Consider the following 23,054-nt stretch of genomic DNA (forward strand, 5'->3'; position numbering starts at 1 on the left):
AATGAGAAGAAGTAGAGCGTTTATACCAACAACAAAAGAAGCTCCATCTGATGCTGTGCTGGCGAGTCATATATTTTTAAGTAGAGCAGGTTTTATATCACAGGTCGCAAGTGGACTCTATAGTTATATGCCACTGGCAAAAAGAGTGATTAAAAAAATTGAAAATATAATCAATGAAGAGATGGCTGCTGTTGGATGTGAAGAAGTTGAACTAAGTTTTGTAACACCAATCTCTTTATGGGAAGAGAGTGGAAGAAGTGAAAAGTTTGGAAAAGAGCTTTTAAGATTTCATGACAGAAAAGACACAATGTTTGTTCTCGGCCCGACACATGAGGAGATGATGGTTGATTTAGTGCGCAATCGAGTTACAAGCTATAAACAACTTCCAATCAATTTATATCAGATGAAAATAAAATTCCGTGATGAAGCGAGACCTAGATTCGGTATTATGAGAGGTCGTGAATTTCTCATGAAAGACGGATATAGTTTTCATGCATCTTATGCGGATTTAGATAGAGAATTTGATATGATGGAAGAAGCATATAAGAAAATTTTGACAAGATTAGGTCTTGATTTTAGAATAGTTGAAGCAGACAGTGGTGCAATCGGCGGAACTGGTTCTAAAGAGCTGATGGTACTTGCCGGAAGCGGAGAGGATACTTTGGCTGTTTGTGATAGTTGTCAATACGGTGCAAATATAGAGATATTTTTAGGTGCCGGCGATGAAGCTCAAAAAGATATGGTTTTTACATCTGTAAAAGATATAAAAGGAGATGATATTTGTCCTCAATGCGGCGGCAAACTCTCTTTAACCAAAGGTATAGAGGTTGGTCATATCTTTAAACTTGGAACTACATATTCAGCAGCGCTAAAAGCAGAGTTTTTAGATGAGAATGGAAAAGCGCAGCCATTTATAATGGGAACTTACGGAATGGGTGTTAGCAGGCTTGTAGCAGCTGTTATAGAGCAAAATCACGATGAAAATGGCTGTATATGGACAAAAGAGACTGCTCCTTATATGGTAAATATTTTAATTTCAAATGTAAAAGAGAACCGCCAATTTGAACTGGGTGAAGAGCTTTATAAGAGGCTTAAGAATTCAGGAGTAGAAGTTATGCTAGATGATAGAAAAGATAGATTTGGTTTTAAAATGAAAGATGCTGAGTTGATAGGCTTTCCGTATACTGTTATTATAGGAAAAGAGTTAAACAATGGCTTGGTTGAGATATATGACAGAAAAACAAAAATCAATATCTCTGTAGAAGCAGATACTGTTTATAATAAAATAATGGAATTGACAAAGTAATGATCTATTTTCTTATTTACCTATTTTTAGAGGTTTTAATCTCCGTAAACATATCATCTGCAATTGGCGGACTGGCAACATTTTTTGAGATACTTTTAAGCGCATTTATCGGATTGATTATATTGGCAAATTTTAAATCAACACTTAGAGAAAACTTTGCAGCTGTATCATACAGCTGTATTGATTTAGAGCAGTTTCAAAATTTAAATTTATTTACAATTTTTGGAGCAGTATTGCTTATTGTTCCAGGCTTTTTAACAGATATTGTGGGTGCTTTGTTGCAATTTAGCGTATTTACGACTATGCTTGTTAATCGTTATCATGTAAAATCAGGCAAGTGTAAAACAGAGTATAAAGAAAAAAATCTAAAAAAGGATAGTGATGTCATTGATGTTGAAATTATTAGCGATAATACTGATAGTAAGTAGCTTTTTAAAAGCAGATGATTTAAATCAAAAAGTAGAGCAGTTCTTAGAAGATAATTTTGACACGAATCCAAATATAGAATCCATTAAAGTTAATATCAAAGAAAAAATTGAAATTGAAGGATTTAAAGATTGGAGCGCATTTGTTGTTGGATTAGATGCGGTATTAAAAAAGGACAAGCGGCATGTTGTTCAAAATATGATTTGGTATTCTAATGGGGAGGTTGTTACAAAAGAGCTGTATGATTTAAAAAGCGGAAAAAACATGAGTGACTTGATTTCAATGCCGTTTAAAGATGAGTATTATAAAAAAGAGAATTTAATTTATGGTAATGAAAATGCAAAACATAAAGTAGCTATTTTTTCTGATCCACTATGCCCTTTTTGTAGACAATTTGTTCCGGAAGTTATAAACTATATGAAAAAAGAGCCAGATAAGTTTGCAGTGTATTACTATCATTTTCCACTTGAAAGAATACACCCTGCTGCTGTTGAACTTGTAAAAGCAGCCATTGCTCTTGAACTTCAGGGTAGAAAAGATGTAATCCTTAATCTCTATAAAGTTGAAATAAATCCAAAAGAGAGGTCTAATGAAAAAATATTGGCGGCATTTAATAAAGTAATGAAATCAAATATAAATATGGCTGATTTAATATCAAAAGAGGTTTCAGATCAACTTAAAAGTGATTTAAAAATCGTTAGCGAACTGATGGTAAACGGAACTCCTACAATGTTCTTTGACGGAAAAATAGATAAAACAAAAAATAGATATAAAGAGGCAAAATAGATGAATAAATTAACAATCGCTACAAGAGGATCAAAGCTTGCGCTTTGGCAGTCAAATCACATCAAAGCTGTTTTAGAAGAACAAAATCCGGGTCTTGAGGTTGATCTTAATATTATAGTGACAACTGGAGATAGAATTCAAGACAGAGGTTTGTCTACTATTGGCGGAAAAGGACTTTTTCTAAAAGAGCTTGAAGAAGCAATGATGAGAGGTGAAGCTCAAATTGCTGTGCACTCATTAAAAGATGTTCCAACTGAAATGCCGGATGGTTTGCTTTTGGCTGCTATTACCGAGAGAGAGGATTGCAGGGATGCTCTTTTATCTGAAAAATATTCAAACATAAATTCTCTTCCAAAAAAAGCAGTAGTTGGAACATCTTCGCTTCGCCGTCGTATGCAGATAGAAAAACTTCGTCCTGATTTAATTATCAAAGATTTAAGAGGCAATGTTGATACAAGAATAAGAAAATTAAAAGAGGGTGAATTTGATGCAATAATTTTAGCTTCTGCCGGTATTAACAGACTCTCTCTTTTGGATGCTGTAAAGCATGTTTATCCGATATCTCTTGAAGAGATGATTCCATCAATGGGACAGGGAGCATTAGGAATTGAGTCTATAAATGATGATGAAGTTTTAAAAATTGTTGCTAGACTTGAAGATGAATACAGTAGAATAGAGACAACTATAGAGAGAGCTTTTGTTGATGAATTAGACGGCGGATGCCAAGTTCCAATCGGTGTAAATGCATCTGTTCTAGAAGATGGAAATATAAGTGTTAAAGCTATTTTGGGTCTTCCTGATGGAACTGAAGTATTAAGTGATTCAAAGATTACATCTAAAAAAGATTATAAGAGTGTAGGTAGAGATATGGCGCAAGAGTTTATAGCAAAAGGCGCTAAAGAGCTGCTTGCGCGTGCAGAAGCTATGATGGGAAATGAATAAAATGAAAAAAAGTATCGAGTTATTAAAACAAAATAATGAATTAAAAATTATTGATGAAGAGCTTGATATATATTTAGAAATTCCTCATTTGGCTTATGCGGAAGTAAAAAAAGAAAATGGCGGCAAGGCTCTTTTATTTACCAATGTAGTGGATAAAAAAAGCGGTAAAAAGTTTAAAGAGAGTGTTCTTATGAATGTTTTTGGTTCTTATAAGCGTTGTGAACTTCTTTTTGGCAGAACAATAGAATCAGTTGCAGATGAGATAACAAAACTTCTTCATATGAAACCTCCTGCAGGTTTTTTTGATAAGCTTGCAATGGCAGGTGAACTTTTTTCACTAAAAAATATATTTCCAAAAAAATTAAAAGGCAGCGGTCCATGCCAAGAGATAAAATATTTAGATGAAGATATAGATCTTTATAAACTTCCAGTATTGACTACATGGGAGCAAGACGGCGGACCTTTTATAACAATGGGGCAGGTTTATACACAGAGTTTAGACGGCGAGATGGTAAATCTTGGAATGTATAGACTCCAAGTGTATGATAAAAACCATTTGGGAATGCACTGGCAGATTCATAAAGACTCTTCTCATTTTTTTGACCAGTATCAAAAAGCGGGTAAAAAAATGCCTGTATCAGTTGCAATAGGAGGTGATCCTCTCTACACTTGGTGTGCAACTGCTCCGCTTCCTTATGGAGTAAATGAACTCTTAATGTATGGTCTTATAAAAAAAGAGAATGTAAAACTTGTAAAATCAATTACAACTCCTCTTTATATACCACAAGATGTAGACTATGTTATCGAAGGGTGGGTAGACACTTCAGAAATGAGAGTTGAGGGTCCTTTTGGAGATCATACAGGTTACTATACTCTTGCTGAACCATATCCTGTTATGGAAGTTAGCGCTATAACTACAAAAACAGATCCTGTTTTTTTAGCAACCGTTGTAGGAAAGCCGCCGCTTGAAGATAAATATATGGGCTGGGCAACAGGGAAAATATTTTTTCCTCTTTTAAAAACAACTGCGCCTGATTTGATTGATTATCATATGCCTGAAAATGCAGGTTTTCATAATCTTATTCTTGCAAAAATGAAACCGCTTTACAAAGGTCACGCAAAACAATTTATGCACGCTTTTTGGGGTGCAGGACAGATGAGTTTTGTTAAACATGCAATATTTTTAGATGAAAATGCTCCAAAATTGGAAGAGTATGAAGCTATAGCTGCATATGTACTTGACAGATTTACACCAAAATCTCTTTTTATCACGGAGGGAATTTTAGATGCTCTGGATCACTCTTCCCCGGAAAATCTGGTTGGCGGAAAGTTGGGAATAGATGCAACAACAGCACATACGGTAGAAGCACCGCAGCTTTTAGATGATAAAGAGTTGTTTGCAAAAGTTAAAGAAGTTATTCCAGAAGCTGTTGATTTACATCAGTTTATGAAAAAAACAAAAAATCCTATCACTGTTATATCTCTGAAAAAGAAAAAAAATGTAAAGAACTATTTTGATGCTCTTGTTGAATTGAGTACACATATAAGAGTAGTGGTTTTTGTTGATGATGCCAAAAATGATATTTTGAATCCATATATGTTAATATGGAGAGTTACAAACAATATAGATGCTCTTAGAGATATTTTTATCTCAGGTTTGATGGTCGGTTTGGATGGAACTAGCAAAAATATGTTGGATGGGTTTAACAGAGAGTGGCCGGATGATGTTGATTGCACTTCCAGTGTAGTAGATTCTTTAAAAAGAAAAGGTTTATGGGACTTGGAAGAGAAACTTTATCAAAAATATCAACTTTAAAATAAAAAGATAGTTTTTTCTAAAATCTTACTATAATAGAATCTAATATAAAGTGAAGTAGAGGTTTAGTATATGAATAAGTTTTTCATTTCTTTCATATTTATTGTTATTTTTTCACTTTTAAATGTAGAAGCGGCTGTTTACAAAGGTCAGAAAGAATTTGTAAAAAAATGTGCTCCCTGCCATAGGGAAGGGCAGGAGTTTGTTGCCCAAAAAACTATTTCAGAGTGGAAGAAAATTATGCGCAACAGTGGTGAAGAGCTGATTAGAATTCATTTAATAAGCAAAGATGAAAAAGCAAAAGATTCTTATATATATTTTAAAAGCAAAGCATTTGAAAAAAAATCAGTTCATTTAATACAGTTTTTAGCAGAATATGCAAAAGATAGCGGTAAAGTGCCTGCTTGTAATTAATTTTAATTTGCATAAAAAATAGTAAAAGTGCTTTTTATAAAGTGTGCTTCTCTTTGTAAAATCATTTAATTTAGTTAAAATACCAAACTTTTTATATTGGAGAAATTATGGATAAAATGTGGTCAGGTCGTTTTTCTGCAGGTGCGGCGAATCTTTTGGATCAGTTTAACGCTTCCATTATGTTTGATAAAAAACTTTATCGAGAAGATATTGAAGGCTCTTTGGCACATGCACAAATGTTAGCAAAACAAGGCATTTTAACAGCTGAAGAACTTAAGCAGATCAGTGATGGGCTTAATCAGGTGACAGATGAAATAGAATCAGGTAAATTTGAGTGGAAAATATCTGATGAAGACCTTCATATGGGAATCGAAAAGCGTTTAACTGCTTTAATTGGCGATGCCGGCAAAAAATTGCATACAGCAAGAAGCAGAAATGATCAAATCGCGGTCGATTTTCGTCGTTATGTTCTTCGTAAAAATTTGGAAATAGTTCACGCTTTAAAACTTTTAATGAGTGAAATATTGATAACTGCAAATAAACACACTCAAACTCTTATCCCTGGTATGACACATCTTCAACATGCTCAGCCAATAAATTTTGCATTTCATTTAGGCGCATATTTATCTATGTTTAAAAGAGATATTGAGAGATTTGAGAGCTCGTATGAGAGAAATAACATTTCACCTCTTGGTTGTGCAGCGCTTGCAGGAACGCCTCATAATATAGACAGAGATATGACAGCTGAGCTTTTAGGTTTTAGCGGTGTAAGCGTAAACTGCTTAGATACGGTAAGTGACAGAGATTTTGCGTTAGAGATTTTATTTAATATTTCAACTATGATGATGCATATTTCCCGCCTTAGCGAAGAACTTGTTATGTGGTCAAGTTATGAATTTAAGTTTATAGAACTTAGTGATGAATACTCTACAGGTTCATCAATTATGCCGCAAAAGAAAAATCCTGATGTTCCTGAACTTCTTCGCGGTAAAACAGGTCGTGTTTATGGCTCATTAATGGGCCTTCTGACTGTTATGAAAGCTCTTCCGCTAGCATACAACAAAGATACACAAGAGGATAAAGAGGGAGTTTTTGATGCGGTTGAAACTGCCGAAATATCTTTAAAAATATTAAAAGAAGCCATTAAAACAATGGAAGTAAAAACTCAAAATATGAACAGTGCTTGTAAAGTGGGTCATCTAAGCGCTACTGATTTGGCTGATTACTTAGTTCAAAAGTGTAATATTCCTTTTAGAGAAGCTCATTTTATTACAGGAAAAGCTGTTGCAAAGAGCGAAGAGCTAAAAATTGATTTGAGTGATATTGAGTTAAAATATCTTCAAGAAATTGATAGTAGAATCGGCAGTGATGTTTTGGAATTTTTATCAATTAAAAACTCTATGAATGCAAGAAATTCAGCCGGTGGAACCTCTACTAAAAGAACAGAGGAGCAGTTAGAATATTTTAAAAATTTTATAGCAAAAACGAATCCGGAGTTATTAGTATGAAGGTAACAATTACTCACAAAGAAGATATGAAATTTGAAGCAAAAACGCAAAAAAGCAGTTTTATAATTGATTGTCCACAGATAACACCGGTGGAGTATTTTTTGGCGGGAATTATTACATGCAGCGCCAGCGATATGATTTTAATACCAAAGAATCAAAATAAAACAGTTACAGATTTAACTATTGATGGTGATGCTTTAAGAGCCGATAATCACCCTAAAAAGTTTAACACTCTGCATCTTAATTATAGTTTTAATTCTGATGCGGATGATATAACCGCTACTCGCTGGGTTATGGCATCACTTGAGACATACTGCTCAACTATCAATACCATCAGAGACTCTGTTGCAATATCTTACTCAATTATGCACAATGGTAAAAAGATAAAAGAAAATGAGAAAATGATATCAGGCACCGGAAATAAGATAGATTTAGGTGAAATTGAGAGCTGTTCTTCTTAAGCTCTCATTAAAATTTAAATATTGCCTTTTGGATCTGCATCGCTTAAATGTGACCATGCCAATTTTGCACCGCCGAGAATATGAAAATGTAAGTGCCCTACCTCTTGCCCGCCATTTTCACCGATATTTGTTATAACTCTATATCCGCTTTTATCAATATTTAACTCTTTTGCAACATTTTGCATAAAAGTAGTCATATTTTTCATAGTTTTTGAATCAACTTCATTAAAGCTGTCTATATGTTTTTTTGGTATTGCCAATACATGTATAGGTGCCTTTGGATTTATATCATGAAATGCTAAAAAATCTTCATTTTCCAATATTATATTTGCCGGTATTTCATTATTGACTATTTTGCAAAATATACACATTATATTCCCTTTTTTAAATATATTAATTTAAAACTAGTAAATACAAATGTTTAAAACAGTATTAACTAGCCATATTTGGCATTATTGTAACATATAAATGAATAAATGAAGCTATATATAAATTATATTTGACTATAATCTTTTTAAAAATTCAGAGGGTATTTCCCTCCATTATGGGTGAATCTATTGAAAGAATGGTATGACGCAATAAAAGAAGCGCAGAGTGTTGAGAAAATCGAAGAGATTCGTATATCTGTGTTTGGTAAAAAAGGTGTTTTAGCGGCAGAATTTGCCAAAATGAAAACAGCACCGAGTGAAGAAAAATCAAAAATCGCACAAGAGTTAAATACACATAAAAATGCATTGATGAATGAATTAACTGCCAGAAAAATAGTTATTCAAACATTGGAATTGCAAACTCGAATGAAAGCAGAATCCATTGATGTCTCTATGTATAGTTTAACTCCTGAATCCGGTGCTTTGCATCCCGTTATGGAAACAATGGATAAAATTGTTGAATATTTTTCATCAATGAATTTTGCAGTAAAAACAGGAAATATGGTAGAAGATGATTTTAATAACTTTGAGGCTCTTAATCTTCCAAAATATCATCCTGCACGCGATATGCAAGATACTTTCTATTTTAAAGATGAGATGCTGTTGCGTACACATACATCTCCTGTGCAGATAAGAACTATGATGAGCTCCAAACCTCCTATTCGTATGATAGCTCCGGGCGCAGTTTTTAGAAGAGATTATGATATTACACACACGCCGATGTTTCATCAAGTAGAGGGACTTTTGGTTGATAAAGAGGGCAAAGTCTCTTTTGCAAACTTAAAATTTATTTTAGAGGACTTTTTAAAGTACATGTTTGGTGATGTAGATGTTCGTTTTCGTCCCAGCTTTTTTCCTTTTACAGAACCCTCTGCGGAAGTAGATATTTCATGTGTTTTTTGTAAAGGTGAGGGTTGTAGAGTCTGTTCAAAAACTGGATGGCTTGAAGTACTAGGCTGCGGAATAGTTGATCCAAATGTTTTTGAAGCGGTAAACTATGAGGATGTAAGCGGTTATGCTTTTGGTCTTGGAGTTGAAAGATTCGCTATGCTTATTCATCATATAGGAGATCTTCGTTCACTCTTTGAGGGAGATATTAAGTTGCTGGAGCAGTTTCAATGATAGTTACGAAAAGTTGGTTAAACGAGTGGATAGATCTAAGCAATATATCTACTGATGATTTGGTAAAAACATTTAACTCTATTGGTTTAGAAGTGGATAGTGTTTCAACATACAAAGTACCAAATAAGATAGTATTTGGAAGAGTTTTAGAGTGTAAAAAACATCCGGAGGCAGATAAACTAAATATTTGTCAAGTAGATATCGGTACAAGTATGCGTCAGATTGTGTGCGGTGCCTCAAATGTTAGAGCAGGCTTGGATGTAGTTGTAGCAACTGTTGGTGCGGTTATGCCAAACGGTATGGTTATAAAACCTGTAAAACTCCGTGGTGTTGAATCAGATGGAATGATTTGCTCAGCTAAAGAGATCGGTTTAGAAGATGTTCAAGATGGAATTATTGAACTTGATGAGAGCATTGGAAGTTATACTCTTGGTGAAGAAGTTTCAAGCAATGATATATTTAGTGATGATTTGATAGAGATAGAGCTGACTGCCAACCGCGGTGATTGTTTAAGTATACGGGGTATAGCTAGGGATTTAAGTGCAGCTTATGATAAATCTCTAAAAGAAGAAAACAGAGATGAAAATGATGACAAAAGAGTAGGCATTGGAAGAATTTTAACTCTTTCTCATGAAAATAATTTAAATGTAAATCTTCGTTATAAAGCGGTAGATTTGAAAGATTTACATTTGCCTTTTGTTTTAAAACTTAGACTTGCCCAAATAAAAGAAAAAAAAGAGACGGATATCGAAGCTCTTATTCATTATGTGACTCATAGCACTGGTGTGATTTTAAGAGCATACAATTATGACTTTTTTTGCAATGAAAATAAAACTTTGGCAAAGGTCTCTTTGTCTCAAGATGAAAATGGTTTTGCATCTATTATGGCAAAAGATAAAGAAAAAGCTTCAACGATAGGAATAATTCAAGAAGATGCTTCCAAAGTCATTGGTGACAAAGGTATTGTTTTAATTGAAGCAAGCTATATTCCACCAGATATAATCTCTAAAAAGATGCAAGAGAAAAAAATGCCTGTAGGTCCTATGTATTACAGAACTTCCAGAGGAAGTGAGCCGGATTTAAATGAGGGATTGAACTATTGTATCAGTATGATTGAATCAAATTCTGAATCGTCAGTTTTTGGCGGTACAATTGAACTTGGCGATATGCATGAAGATAAAATTATAAGTATCAGCAAAAAAGAGATTGATGCAATAATCGGTGCAAATATTGATAAATCTAAAATAACAAAAATATTGAAAAATTTAGGATTTGACACTACAAAATCATCAGCTGACAATTTTGTCATTTCTGTCCCTAATTTTAGACATGATATATCTAATAAACAAGATATTGTTGAAGAGATTGTCCGTTTAGTGGGCATAGACAATATACCATCAAAACCTTTTGTTTTTATGGAAAACAATAGACTTGAAAATGACTATTTTAAATATAAAAAAAGACAATTATATAGACATAAAGCAGCGTATAGCGGTTTTTTTGAGTCTGTACATTTTGTGTTTGATGAGAAAAAGGTTTTACATGAGTATGGATTTGAAACACTGCAAGAGGAGAAAGAACTTCTTAATCCTATTGTAAATACGCTTGATACTTTAAGATCTACACTCTTAACAGGTCTTCTTAAAGCCGCATCAAATAATAGTAAAAACGGATATAACTCTGTAAAACTTTTTGAAATCGGATCGGTATTTAATCCTAAAAGAGAAGAGTCTCTAAAGATGGCAGTGCTTTTTTCAGGAAATAGAGAATCTGAGGGTTTAGCTAACTCAGGAAAACCTTTGAAGGTTGATTTTGGATTTTTTGTACAAAAGATCTCAAATATTATAGGAAAATTTGAGCTTCATGAATTTAAAACAAGACATACACTCTCTCATCCTTTTCAGTGTGCTAAAGTAGTTGTTGATAATGAGGTTGTCGGGGAGTTGTTCCGTGTTCATCCGGATGTAGAAGAGAGTTATGATTTAGATATAACTTATATGTGTGAACTTGATTTTGAAAAATTGCCAAATAATTTAAAAACTGCAAAAAAAACTTCAAAATATCAATCTGTACATAGAGATTTGAGTATAGTAATGCCAAAAGAGATGCGTTATGAAGAAGTAAAAAAAGTGATAGAAAAATCGGCTTCAGATGAGCTTATTCGCTTTTATCCGGTAGATAAATACAGCGATGAATCTCTTGGAGACAATATAAGTTTGACTATTAGATTTGTGCTTCAATCTTTAGATAAAACATTAGAAGAAGAGGATATTACCAAATCTATGCAGAGTATTTTAGATGCTTTAAACAGTGAGTTGGGAATTACGATTAGATGAAAAGTGTAAAAGTAGCAAAAGCATCAAAATTTTCACTTGTTATATCTGAGATAGCGCCGGACAAGTCAATATCTCACAGATGTGCAATGTTTGCTATGCTGGCAGAAGGAACAAGTGAGATAACAAATTTTTTAAGAGCAGAAGATACATTAAATTCTTTAAAAATAGTTGAAAAGCTCGGTGCCAAAGTTATTGATGATGGCATAACAATCAAAATAAGCTCTAATGGAATAAAAGAGAGTGATGATATTTTAGATTGCGGCAATTCAGGAACTGGAATAAGACTTTTTTGCGGACTCTTAAGTTCAGCGGATGGACACTTTGTTTTAACGGGAGATGAGTATCTGCGTCGTCGTCCAATGAAAAGAGTGACTCTTCCTCTTCGCAATATCGGTGCAAAATTAGATGGAAGAGACAATGGTGATTTAGCGCCCCTTAGTATTAGAGGAGCTTCACTAAAAGCATTTCATTACAATAGTAAAATTGCTTCGGCTCAAGTTAAGAGTGCAATGATACTGGCTGCCTTAAGAGCTGATGGCGAATGCAGTTACACCGAACCTGAATTAAGCCGAGACCATACCGAAAGAATGTTAAAGGGCATGGGTGCAGATATAGAGGTAGATAAGCTTACTACTACAATCAGACCTATGAAAAAACTTTTATCCCCTTTAAAAATCAGGGTTCCAGCCGATCCTTCAAGCGCTTTTTTCTTTGCTGTTGCCGCTGCAATTACTCCGGATTCTAATGTTATCTTAGAGGGTGTTACATTAAACCCGACGCGTATTGAAGCTTTTAGGGCGCTAGAGAGAATGGGTTCTGTTATAAGCTATGATATTACTGATAACAAGTATGAACCCATTGGAAATATACATGTAAAATATGCTCCATTAAAAGCAATTACAGTTGAAAACAATATATCGTGGCTGATAGACGAACTGCCGGTACTCTCAATAGCTTTTGCTTGTGCTGAGGGCATAAGCTTTGTTAAAAATGCTGAAGAACTCAGAGTAAAAGAGAGTGACCGAATATCGACAGTTGTAAATAACCTTAAGACATGCGGTATTGAAGTAGAAGAGTTTGCAGATGGTTATAGCGTAAAAGGCGGTGAACTTCAAGAAGCAGCGGTTAAAAGTTATGGTGATCATAGAATAGCTATGAGTTTTATGATAGCAGGATTAAGATCTTCTATGAAGGTGGATGATGTTGCATGTGTAAATACATCATTTCCAAACTTTTTTGAGCTGCTTAAAAAAATTACTAAAATAGATATTGAAGATTAAATATTTTATTCAATAGAGAAATTACTTTCTTTATTATTAAGGAGATAATTAATAATGAAAATTGAATTAGCTGAGAGTTATGGATTTTGCTTTGGTGTCAAACGCGCAATAAAGATTGCTGAAGAGAATAAAAATTCTGCTACATATGGACCTTTAATCCATAACTCCAAAGAGATAGAAAGACTTGAAAAAGATTATAATGTTGGTTTGACAGATAGTCATAAAAGTTTTTCTTCAGGTGATAAAGCAGTTATTCGTACGCATGGCATACCAAAAAATGAGCTAGAAGAGCTTAAAGCAAAGAATGTAAATGTAGTAGATGCAACCTGTCCTTATGTAACAAAACCGCAGCAGATTTGCCAAGAGATGAGTGAGCAGGGTTATGATATTATTATTTTTGGTGATGAAGCTCATCCGGAGATAAAAGGTGTTAAAAGTTATGCAACTTACGGAGCTAGAGTCGTTACATCGCCAAAAGAGTTGGAAAATTTAAAGCTAAAAGAGAAGATAGCTCTTGTAGCTCAAACAACCAGGCGCGTAGAAGATTATTTAGAAATTGCAAATTATCTTATACCAAGACATAAAGAGGTAAGAGTTTTTAACACTATATGTAATGCTACTTTTGAAAACCAGGAAGCTGTTAGAAAAATCTCTAAAAAAGCAGATATTATGATAATTATCGGCGGAAAAAATTCATCAAATACAAAACAGCTCTTTAGCATTTCTCAAGACAACTGCAAAGACAGCTATCATATAGAAGATGAGAAAGATTTGGATTTTTCATGGTTTAAAGGGAAACAGTTTTGCGGTATAAGTGCAGGAGCATCTACTCCCGACTGGATTATTCAAAATGTTGTAGATGCTATTGAAAAAAATCAATAAACAATAATAATTTTTTATTTTTTTTATTATTTTTTTATTTTTTATAGTTTGATTTTATATAATTAATGCAAAAATTATCAATAATTAGCTATAATCACGAAATTTTTATGTAACAGAGGATAGGTAATGGCGTTCGATAACGAATCATTTGAAGAAGAAGAAAATTTTGCAGAGATGTTTGCTGCAAGTGAGAAGCAGCAAGAGACAAGTCGTATTGTAGAAGGTGAAATTGTTGAAATCCAAGCGGATGAAAACAGAGCATTAGTAGGTGTGGGTGATAAACTAGAAGGTATTCTTAGTTTAGATGAAATCAGCGAAAATGGCGAATTAAAGTTTAATGTTGGTGATAAAATTAAAGTAATGGTAACGGGATACTATAATGAGCGTCCTAAAATATCATATAAAAAAGTTCTAGAGCAACAAAAAACTATTGATTTTATTGATGAACACAAAGAAAACTTCGAAGATTTGGTTATTGAAGGTGTAATTACAAAGAAAAACCGCGGCGGTTATGTTGTAGAAGCAGATGATGTTTCATTTTTTATGCCTCGTTCACTTGCAGCTTTTAAAGATAGTGATGATGTCATTGGTCGTAAAATTAAAGCTCAAGTTGTTAAAATCGATGAAGATCAAAATTCTATTGTTGTATCTCGTCGTAAACTTTTCAATGATGAGCGTAAAAAGAAAAAAGAGATTATTGACAAGTTGATGGAAGAAGATACGGTTGTAGAAGGAACTATTAAAAAGATCACTAGCTATGGTATGTTTGTAGATGTAGGCGGCGTAGATGGTTTAGTTCATTATAATGAAATCAGCTATAAAGGTCCTGTTAATCCTTCAAAACTTTATAAAGAGGGTGATACAGTAACAGTTAAAGCTATATCTTATGATAAAGATAAAAGACATCTTTCACTCTCTATCAAAGCAGTTCATCCAGATCCATGGGAAGAGGTTGAGAGTGAGCTAGACGAAGGTGATACTATTACTGTAACTGTTTCAAATGTTGAAGCATACGGCGTATTTGTTGATCTAGGAAATGATATCGAAGGTTTCTTGCATATATCTGAAATCTCTTGGGATAAAAATGTTAAAAATCCTAATGATTATCTCAAAGTAGGTCAAGAGATTGATGTTGAAGTGATTGAAATCAATCCAAAGACACATAAACTTCGTGTTTCGTTAAAAAGATTATTACCAAAACCTTTTGATGAGTTTGTAAAAAACCATAAAGAAGGTGATATTGTGACAGGAACAGTTACATCACTAACAGATTTTGGTGCATTTGTTCGTATTGACGGTGTTGAAGGTCTTTTACACAATCAAGATATCTCTTGGGATAAAAATGTTAAATGTAAAGATGTTTTAAAAACCGGTGATGAAGTTGAAGTAAAGATTGCAAAAATTAATCCTGAAGATCAAAAAATATCTTTAAACAGAAAAGCACTCTTAGAGAGTCCTATTGATGCATTTGCTAAAACACATAAGGTGAATAGTATTGTAACAGGGACAATTCGTGATATCAAAGATTTTGGTGTTTTTGTATCTTTAGAAGATGGTGTTGATGCACTTATTCGTGATGAAGATCTTTCTCCGCTAGAAAAGAGTGATTTAGAGATAGGTCAAGAAATAGAAGCTGCAATAGCAGTGATAGATACTCGTCGTGACCGTATTCGTTTGTCTGTTAAAAAGCTTGATTATATAAAAAACAAAGCGATACTTGAAGAGATCAATGATGATGAATCACACTCTTTGGGTGATTTAATTAAAGATAAATTCAAATAAATCAGATAGAAAATTTTAGAACAGTTTACACTCTCATTATAAGGGTGGGAGTGGCTGTTTCTGTTTTTCTTATTTTAATTAACTTAAATATTTTTTGTTTAAGTTGATTTGAATGAGAAAAGAGCAGATTAAACCATATAAAAATTATTTGCACCGTTGCTAAAAATGGTTCAAAATTGCTAATTTACTCAAAAATAGAGATAAATTAAACTCTCATTTAAATGTTAAAAAATTACCAAATTTCAGCCAATATCAGGCTATATCAAGAGGATTAACAATGCAAAAACATACTATAGTTGTTTGTGATCATATTCATGAAGCTGGTTTAGAGATGCTCCGTAATGATGAAAGTATAAATTTCATAATGGCGGCTGATGAAGATAAAGTTAAATTATTAGATATTATTGAAGATGCTGATGTAGCAATAACAAGAAGTTCAACTGATGTTGATGAAAAATTTATTGCACATGCTAAAAAAATGAAAGCAATTGTCCGCGCCGGCGTCGGTGTTGATAATGTAGATATTCCTGGATGTTCAAAAGAGGGAATTATTGTAATGAATGTTCCTACTGCAAACACTATTGCCGCTGTTGAACTTACTATGACGCACATGCTCTCTTGTATGAGAATGTTTCCATATTCACATAATCATCTAAAGCAAGATAGAGTATGGAAAAGAGAAAAATGGTATGGATATGAGCTAAAAGGTAAAAAGCTCGGCGTAATAGGTTTTGGTAATATAGGAAGTCGTGTAGCAAAAAGAGCACAAGCTTTTGAGATGGAAATTATTGCGTATGACCCATATATCAATCCATCAAAAGTTACAGACCTTAATATGACTTATACTAAGGATTTCAAAGATATCTTAGCATGTGATATTATTACTATCCATACGCCTAAAAACAAAGAAACTACGAATATGATAAGCAGTGCAGAGATTGCTAAAATGAAAGACGGTGTCGTTTTGATAAATTGTGCCAGAGGCGGCCTTTATAATGAAGAAGCACTTTATGCCGGTTTAAAAAGCGGTAAGATTCGTTTTGCAGGTATTGATGTATTTATGAAGGAGCCTGCAACGAGTCATCCTCTTCTTGAACTTGACAATATTACGGTTTCTCCTCATTTAGGTGCAAATACATATGAGTCTCAATACAATATCGGAACTCAAGCTGCTGCAAATGCTATTGCTGCAGCAAAAGGTATATCATATGCGCATGCTATGAATTTACCGATTGATGAGAGCAAAATTCCTTCATTTGTAAAGCCGTTTTTAGAGATGGGTCAAAAAATAGGTTTTTTAGAATCTCAGCTTAATAAATCTCAAATTGTTTCAATCAAAGTAAGCGGGCAGGGTGAAATCGGTAAATATATAGATTCTCTTGCTACTTTTGTTGCTGTCGGTGCTATGAGTCAGATTAGTGATGATACGATTAATTATGTAAATGCTGATTATATTGCACAGGAGAAGGGCATAAAGATAGAATCAGAAGCACTTCAAGATTCAACTGTTTATAAAAATTTAATTACTATAAAATTAACTACTGCAGAAGGCGGAACAACAACAATCGGTGCGACAATTTTTGATGATAATATTTTCAGAATTGTTTCAATTGACGGTTTTGATATAGAAGTGGCATTAAAAGGCGATATGATAATCCTTAAAAATAAAGATGTTCCCGGAGTAATAGGAAACATTGGCTCAACTTTAGCAAAACATAGTGTAAATATCGCTGACTTCTCGCTTGCAAGAAATGAGAAAAAAGAGGCTTTAGCTGTTATTTTAGTTGATAATATTATAAATGATGTTACGCTAAATGAGCTACTAGAGATTGAAGCTTGTATAAGTGTTCAATACGCTAGATTATAGATCTATATAAACAAATATTTTTCTTCTTATTGTTCTGGGCTTGCCCCAGAAATTTCACTAAATCTTTTTATTTTTTTTCAGGTTTACATACCCATTCGGGTATGCCCTAAAATTTTAATCTAAATTAAAATGTCTCTTTAAATCTGCTTTATATAAAAGTATCGGAACAACCATAAGCGACGCAATAACTGCTGCGACGGTACCAAATATAAGAGCAACGCCAAGACCGCCAAATACTGCATCCCCTGCTAAAAGCGTTGAAGCAAGTATAATTGCTGCTGCTGTTAAAAATATCGGTTTTGCACGAGTTGCCGTTGCATAAGCGATCGCCTCTGCTTTATCCATCTTGCGCTCTTTCATAAGTGAAGCTGTAAAATCAATTAAGAGAAGAGAGTTTCTTGAACTTATGCCGATTAAAGCAATAAAACCGATAAGAGAAGTTGCAGTTAAGAAAAATGTGTCTGCAGTAAAAAGATCCATAATCCAGTGTCCTATAATAACGCCTATAATTGATAAAAATGAACCTAAAAGAATAATTCCGCTAAGAGCATAGCTTTTATAGTAAATTACCATAAGCAAAAATATAAGCACTAGAGCAGCTATAAATGCAGCACCAAGTTCAACGAAAGTGTCAAGTGTTACTTCCATCTCTCCGTCCCAAATTAGTTTATATATTTTTTTGCTATTTTTATCAGTAAGTTTAAGATTAAATAGACCAATTTTTTCAATATTATATTTATCGCTAAATGTATTTAAGATAGTATCTCTTGCTTCAATTAATGGATAAACTTGTGAAACCATATCAGTTTCAGCGATAACATTTGTCATTTGATGAAGGTTTTTACTCATTATCATTGGATTGGATTTTTTAGGCACAATTGTTACTAACTCGGTAATTGGTGTCATCATGCCTTTTTTATTCATAAGTTTTAAAGATGATAGTTTTGCTTTAATCGCATTTATATCTTTTTTGGAAAATTTTTTAGACTCTTTGCTAAGAGAGAGATAGATAGGAATCTGATCATTAACAATGTCTGAGTTTTTAACCGCAATCTGCATACCTTCAAATGCCAAATAGAGAATGTCATTGAGTTGTTTTACATTTACGCCTGAGAGTGCAACTTTAGTGCTGTCTACTTCAACTTCAAATGTATCATAAATTTCATCCTGCATAATCTCCACATCAACAAGGCCTTCTGTGCTTTTAAAGACACCTTCAACTCTGTTGGATAATTCTCTAATACCATTTGCATCATTTCCATATATTTCTGCAACTATCGCTGCCATTACTGGAGGTCCGGCAGGCGGTTCTACAAATGAGATTGTTGTTTTGTCATAGATTGAGGCACAACTCTTTTGAATATCGGGTCTCATTCTTTGTACCATTAAGTATGACGGCTCATCTCTATTATGTTTTTTTGAAAGATTTACAACAATTTCAGCTACATTTTCAGAGTTTTTAAAATGAGAGCCTTTAATTAGTCCTGCAAAATCCAGAGGAGCTCCCATGCCTAAAAAAACTTCAAAATCTTGAACCTCTTTCTCTTTTTTAATAAAATCAGCCACACATTCTGTTACTTCTTTGGTTTGCTGAATTGAGCTTCCTTCAGCCAGAGTTGTATATATTGTAAATGTATCATTGTTTTTTCCAGGAAGCATTTTTGCTAAAACTATTTTTGTCGGTGCAATCATAAGTACCGATAAAATAAAAGCCATAAGTGTTGCAAAAAGAATTAACTTCCTTTTTGTCGGACTTTGGATACCGTTAAATACAGCATTTTGAAATTTTTTAAACATTATTTTTTTCCTCGCCGTGATAATCTGGTTTTTTTAGCATTCTTGCTGCTAAGTAAGGTGTGAAAATATAAGCAACAAATAAAGACGCAATAAGCGCTACAGGAACATTGGCCGGAATTGGCTTCATGAACTGTCCCATCATCTGCCCGACAAACGCCATAGGTATCATGGTCATAATAATTGCCAGTGTTGCTATATTTGTAGGCGGACCTATCTCATCTGTTGCTTTAACCATAATATCATCCACACTTTCATGTGCAGACTCTTTTGAGTGAAAATGTCTGTGAATATTTTCTATAACAATAATTGCAGCATCAACTAAAAGTCCGAGTGAGAGTAAGAATGCAAAAAGAGTGATACGATTTATACTCTGTCCGGTTATATAAGCGATAAAAAGTGTGATAGCAAGAATTGCCGGAACAGTAAATGTAACAATAAGAGATTCTCTCCATCCAAGTACTAAAACAAGCAAAATGGCAATAATAACAATAGATAAAAGAAGATGATATACCAGTTCATTAACAGCCTCATTAGCTCTTTCACCGTCATTTCTTGTAATAGCATAATTGATTCCGTTTTCTCGTAAAAGCTCTTTATATGTTTCTAACTCTTTTTTAACGGTATCTGCTATAACAACTGCATTTGTGCCTTGAAGTTTTGATACTGTAAGTGTTACTTGATTTTGTAGAGGTGAAAATTCTCCGTTTTCATCTTTTTTGCTAATTGTCGCCGATTTGAAATTTTGTATATCATATGAGTCTGTAACTTTTGCAATCTGTTTTAAGTAAATCGGTGAGCCCATATATTGGGCAATAATTATATTGCCTATATCTTCAGCGTTTTCTATGGCATTTTTAACACCAAGCATAATAATCTCATTATCTTTGGTTCTGTTTTTTATAGCCGGAACACTGTATGAAAGAGACTCTACGCCTTGAACGATTTGTCCCATGGAAATATTATATCCGGAGAGTTTATTAAGATCTACTTCAATATTAAATTGATGTTTGTTGCCGCCTTTTAATTCTGTTACCGCAACATTTTCAAGACCGTTTATATGGTGCTGTATTCTTTTTACTTTATCATAGAGTTCTGTTTTGCTCATATTTTTATCATGAGAGTAAAATGCAACTGAAAGAACAGGTATATCTACATCAATGTCTAACGGCTTGATTATAGGATTCATTGCCCCTTTTGGAAATATATCCGAGTTTTGCATTATTTTGTCATAGATTTTAAGATTTGAATCTTCTTTTTCTTCTCCGATATAAAATGCAGCATTGACAATCCCGACATTGTCCATAGCCATTGAAGTTATATTTTCTACACCCTTTACCTCTTTTAGTTTTCTCTCAAGAGGCTTAACTATTACTTTTTGAACCTCTGCCGCGCTTGCACCTGGAAGTGCAACAATAACAGTTGATCCGCTTACTACCATTTGAGGATTCTCTTCTCGTGGCATAATGTTAAGAGCTAAATACCCGATAGCAAGCAAAAAGAAACCAAGAACTATAGTAAGAGGATTTCGTATAAATCCAGATGCTAATTTTCCTGCAATATCTGTTGGTTTATAAATATTCATTTTTAAAACCTTAATCTATAGTTACAGTAGCATACATACCTGGATATATGGACTCGTATACATTTTTAAATGAAATTTTTATTTTAAATGAGTGCGTCATAGGATTTGAGCTTGGTATGATTGCACTAATTATTCCATCAGTTTTAATATTTTGTGATGGAATATTAATTTCTACTTTTTTATCATACTGGATGCGATCTAGATTGTCTTCGGAGATCTCTGCAGATATTTTAAGATCAGATAGATCAGAGAGCACAAGTGCCGGCATTCCAGGCATTGCCATCTCACCTACATTTATATTTTTGCTTACAATTACGCCGTCATTTGGAGCTTTAATGTTTAAATATCGGTATTGATTCTTTACCTCTTCTAACTGAGTTTTTGCTTGAGCAACCTGTTTCTTTGCTATATCTATCATATTTGCAAGATTTTGTTCAGCTAGCATAAGGTTTTCAACTTCAAACTTTGAAACCATATCTTTTTCAAGTAATCTTTTATGTCTTTCAAGATTTAGTTTTACATTGGTATATTGGTTTTGATACATTTGAAGCGATAGTTCTGCTTGAGATATAGCCAGTTTTACCTGAGTAAGTGCAGAGTCTATCTCTTTGGAATCAATGGTATAAAGAAGCTGACCTTTTTTTACAAAATCACCTTCTGAAACTTTTACATCTGTTACAAAGCCCATAAAACGGCTTGTAATCATCTTTCTATTATCACTTATTACTGTGCCTGAGAGGGTTATGCTTTCTGCTATCAGTGAGGCTGCCAGAGCCAAAAGTAGTATAATTTTTTTCATTATTTTTCTCCATTTGCTAATTTTTCAAGTGCGAAAATTCTTTTGTTTCGTTTATTTATTGTTTCTTGCAGTTGCAATATTTTTTGAATCTGTTCGGATTGTTTAATTATTACATCACTCATAGAAACTAGTTTTTCTTTGTATCTTGCTTCATAGTTTTTGTAAATTTCATCAGCTAAAAGCAACTCTTTTCTTAGTGATTCTATATCTTTTTCATAACTTTTTATCTCAGTTCTTATTTCATCAATTTTAAGGGCGATACCATTGTTTGCAAGAGCTACCTGTGTTTTGGTCTTTAGATATTCAAGTCTTGATTTCTCAACATTTGCGCTGTCTGCTCCACCGTTAAATATATTCCATGTAAGTCTTGCGCCAATTGTGTATGACTTATGATCGTCAGCATCGCCTAAAAATGTATTATCGGCAGTTGCAATTTCTGCAAAAGCTCCAACCATTGGATAATAAGATGATTCTGAAACATCAACCATTCTTTTTTGAATAGCAAGTCCGGTATTTGCTTTTTGAATATCTAAATTGTTATTTATAATATCGCTGTTTGAGATAGAGGGCATATGCATCTCAAATGATGGTGTTTGAATCGATGTCACTTTTTGATTGAGTAAAAAACTTATATAGTGATATAGAAGCTCTTTATTTGCATTCATCTGTGATATAAGTCTCTCAACATTTCCTTTTTTTGCTTTAACTTCAAGCAGATCAACTTTTTTAGCATAACCGACATCGATCATCTCTTTTGTCATGTCCTCTAATGTCTCAATATTTTTTAAAATTACACTTAAGTTTGCGATAGAGTCTTCAAGAAGCGCCATATCATAGAAACTTTTTCTTGTTTCATAAATTTTTTCATTAATAACCTGTGATTTTTCAAGTTTTTTAAGTTTTGTAACAGAGTTCATAATATCTTCATAACTTGATATTTTAAAACCGGTAAATAGAGGCACTTCATATTTTAGTTTGCTTTGGAAGTAGTTTCTTGCTTCGGGATTGTTTAAGTTTTCCGGCGGATCGGTATAGAGTCTAGAACATGCAGCCATATCACCACCTTGACATGCCGCCGAGTTAGACATGAACTCGTCTGCCCCAAAATCCCCAAAATCCGCTTCTCTTGAAGAGAGTTTAAACCCAAAAACATTTCCAGCGTCATCGCTTCTGGCAAAATCCTGGATAAAATCCAATTTTCCGTAATGACTTGCCGAAGTGGCTTTTGCATCCTGCAAAGCAGCTTCTATTTCAAATTGAGCACTTTTTATCTCTAAGTTTTGTGATTTTAAAATCTCTATTGCTTCATCTAAATTTATAGATTCCGAAGCATTTAGTAAAGATATATTAAAATAAAAACTTATAAATATAAAAGCAAATATATTTTTCATAATTATCCTTATGTACAATATTATATTAATTTCTTATTTATAGTTAATGAAATTAATACGCGTATTTTACTTGTTTTTAGAGTAAAAGTAAATGCAGATAATAAGCGAATTGAGCTTTTTTTATCTAAT

General features: G+C 33.4%; 19 protein-coding genes. 14 read left to right on the plus strand and 5 right to left on the minus strand.

Annotated elements, in window-relative coordinates; all coding sequences use genetic code 11:
• Nucleotide 1 precedes the first annotated feature (1 nt).
• The 8 genes from proS (at nucleotide 2) to FJR47_RS03945 (ending at nucleotide 7,659) form a co-directional block, all read left to right on the plus strand.
• On the plus strand, nucleotides 2-1,306 hold the full coding sequence (proS, locus tag FJR47_RS03910) for a proline--tRNA ligase (RefSeq protein ID WP_152299155.1): 1,305 nt from the start codon (nucleotides 2-4) through the stop codon (nucleotides 1,304-1,306).
• The gene (locus FJR47_RS03915; RefSeq protein ID WP_152299156.1) at nucleotides 1,306-1,734 is read left to right on the plus strand and encodes an FxsA family protein; all 429 of its coding nucleotides are present in this window, start codon (nucleotides 1,306-1,308) and stop codon (nucleotides 1,732-1,734) included. The genes proS and FJR47_RS03915 overlap by 1 nt, the downstream gene beginning before the upstream one ends.
• Nucleotides 1,697-2,518, plus strand: a complete 822-nt coding sequence (locus FJR47_RS03920) for a thioredoxin domain-containing protein (RefSeq protein WP_241855420.1) — start codon at nucleotides 1,697-1,699, stop codon at nucleotides 2,516-2,518. Before FJR47_RS03915 ends, FJR47_RS03920 begins: the two co-directional genes overlap by 38 nt.
• Nucleotides 2,519-3,460 carry a hydroxymethylbilane synthase gene (hemC, locus tag FJR47_RS03925; protein ID WP_152299158.1) on the plus strand — a complete coding sequence of 314 codons (942 nt, stop codon included), beginning with the start codon at nucleotides 2,519-2,521 and terminating at the stop codon, nucleotides 3,458-3,460.
• A gap of 1 nt (nucleotide 3,461) precedes the next feature.
• Nucleotides 3,462-5,276, plus strand: coding sequence for a menaquinone biosynthesis decarboxylase (locus FJR47_RS03930; RefSeq protein ID WP_152299159.1), 1,815 nt, complete (start codon nucleotides 3,462-3,464; stop codon nucleotides 5,274-5,276).
• 72 nt (nucleotides 5,277-5,348) lie between these two features.
• On the plus strand, nucleotides 5,349-5,690 hold the full coding sequence (locus tag FJR47_RS03935) for a cytochrome C (protein ID WP_152299160.1): 342 nt from the start codon (nucleotides 5,349-5,351) through the stop codon (nucleotides 5,688-5,690).
• A 107-nt stretch (nucleotides 5,691-5,797) separates the two neighbouring features.
• The gene (gene argH, locus FJR47_RS03940; protein WP_152299161.1) at nucleotides 5,798-7,198 is read left to right on the plus strand and encodes an argininosuccinate lyase; all 1,401 of its coding nucleotides are present in this window, start codon (nucleotides 5,798-5,800) and stop codon (nucleotides 7,196-7,198) included.
• Nucleotides 7,195-7,659: an OsmC family protein gene (locus FJR47_RS03945; RefSeq protein WP_152299162.1), complete on the plus strand. Its 465-nt coding sequence runs from the start codon at nucleotides 7,195-7,197 to the stop codon at nucleotides 7,657-7,659. Before argH ends, FJR47_RS03945 begins: the two co-directional genes overlap by 4 nt.
• 14 nt (nucleotides 7,660-7,673) lie before the next feature.
• On the opposite strand, the gene FJR47_RS03950 is transcribed toward FJR47_RS03945, so the two are convergent.
• Nucleotides 7,674-8,030, minus strand: a complete 357-nt coding sequence (locus FJR47_RS03950) for a histidine triad nucleotide-binding protein (protein WP_152299163.1) — start codon at nucleotides 8,028-8,030, stop codon at nucleotides 7,674-7,676.
• A gap of 186 nt (nucleotides 8,031-8,216) precedes the next feature.
• On the opposite strand from FJR47_RS03950, the gene pheS reads away from it, so the two are divergent.
• The 6 genes from pheS (at nucleotide 8,217) to serA (ending at nucleotide 17,356) form a co-directional block, all read left to right on the plus strand.
• Nucleotides 8,217-9,209, plus strand: coding sequence for a phenylalanine--tRNA ligase subunit alpha (pheS, locus tag FJR47_RS03955; protein ID WP_152299164.1), 993 nt, complete (start codon nucleotides 8,217-8,219; stop codon nucleotides 9,207-9,209).
• The gene (gene pheT, locus FJR47_RS03960) at nucleotides 9,206-11,545 is read left to right on the plus strand and encodes a phenylalanine--tRNA ligase subunit beta (RefSeq protein WP_152299165.1); all 2,340 of its coding nucleotides are present in this window, start codon (nucleotides 9,206-9,208) and stop codon (nucleotides 11,543-11,545) included. Before pheS ends, pheT begins: the two co-directional genes overlap by 4 nt.
• Complete coding sequence (gene aroA, locus FJR47_RS03965; RefSeq protein ID WP_152299166.1) at nucleotides 11,542-12,825, plus strand: 3-phosphoshikimate 1-carboxyvinyltransferase; 1,284 nt, start codon at nucleotides 11,542-11,544, stop codon at nucleotides 12,823-12,825. Before pheT ends, aroA begins: the two co-directional genes overlap by 4 nt.
• Nucleotides 12,826-12,879: 54 nt before the next feature.
• Complete coding sequence (locus FJR47_RS03970) at nucleotides 12,880-13,707, plus strand: 4-hydroxy-3-methylbut-2-enyl diphosphate reductase (protein WP_152299167.1); 828 nt, start codon at nucleotides 12,880-12,882, stop codon at nucleotides 13,705-13,707.
• Nucleotides 13,708-13,833: 126 nt separating this feature from the next.
• Entirely contained in the window at nucleotides 13,834-15,489 is a 1,656-nt protein-coding gene (locus FJR47_RS03975; protein WP_152299168.1) for a 30S ribosomal protein S1, read from the plus strand.
• Nucleotides 15,490-15,766: 277 nt separating this feature from the next.
• The gene (gene serA / locus FJR47_RS03980) at nucleotides 15,767-17,356 is read left to right on the plus strand and encodes a phosphoglycerate dehydrogenase (RefSeq protein ID WP_152299169.1); all 1,590 of its coding nucleotides are present in this window, start codon (nucleotides 15,767-15,769) and stop codon (nucleotides 17,354-17,356) included.
• A 114-nt stretch (nucleotides 17,357-17,470) separates the two neighbouring features.
• Here the strand turns inward: serA and FJR47_RS09780 are convergent, their stop codons facing one another.
• From FJR47_RS09780 to FJR47_RS04000, 4 genes are read right to left on the minus strand one after another with little or no spacing between them, the layout of a single operon-like run.
• Complete coding sequence (locus tag FJR47_RS09780; RefSeq protein ID WP_152299170.1) at nucleotides 17,471-19,153, minus strand: efflux RND transporter permease subunit; 1,683 nt, start codon at nucleotides 19,151-19,153, stop codon at nucleotides 17,471-17,473.
• A complete protein-coding gene (locus FJR47_RS09785) occupies nucleotides 19,146-20,735 on the minus strand; it encodes an efflux RND transporter permease subunit (RefSeq protein ID WP_152299171.1) in 1,590 nt (529 codons plus the stop codon). The genes FJR47_RS09780 and FJR47_RS09785 overlap by 8 nt, the downstream gene beginning before the upstream one ends.
• 10 nt (nucleotides 20,736-20,745) lie before the next feature.
• Nucleotides 20,746-21,534, minus strand: coding sequence for an efflux RND transporter periplasmic adaptor subunit (locus FJR47_RS03995; protein WP_152299172.1), 789 nt, complete (start codon nucleotides 21,532-21,534; stop codon nucleotides 20,746-20,748).
• Nucleotides 21,534-22,925, minus strand: coding sequence for a TolC family protein (locus FJR47_RS04000; RefSeq protein ID WP_152299173.1), 1,392 nt, complete (start codon nucleotides 22,923-22,925; stop codon nucleotides 21,534-21,536). Before FJR47_RS04000 ends, FJR47_RS03995 begins: the two co-directional genes overlap by 1 nt.
• Nucleotides 22,926-23,054: the final 129 nt, after the last annotated feature.

This window comes from Sulfurimonas xiamenensis, from assembly GCF_009258045.1.
Classification (GTDB): domain Bacteria; phylum Campylobacterota; class Campylobacteria; order Campylobacterales; family Sulfurimonadaceae; genus Sulfurimonas; species Sulfurimonas xiamenensis.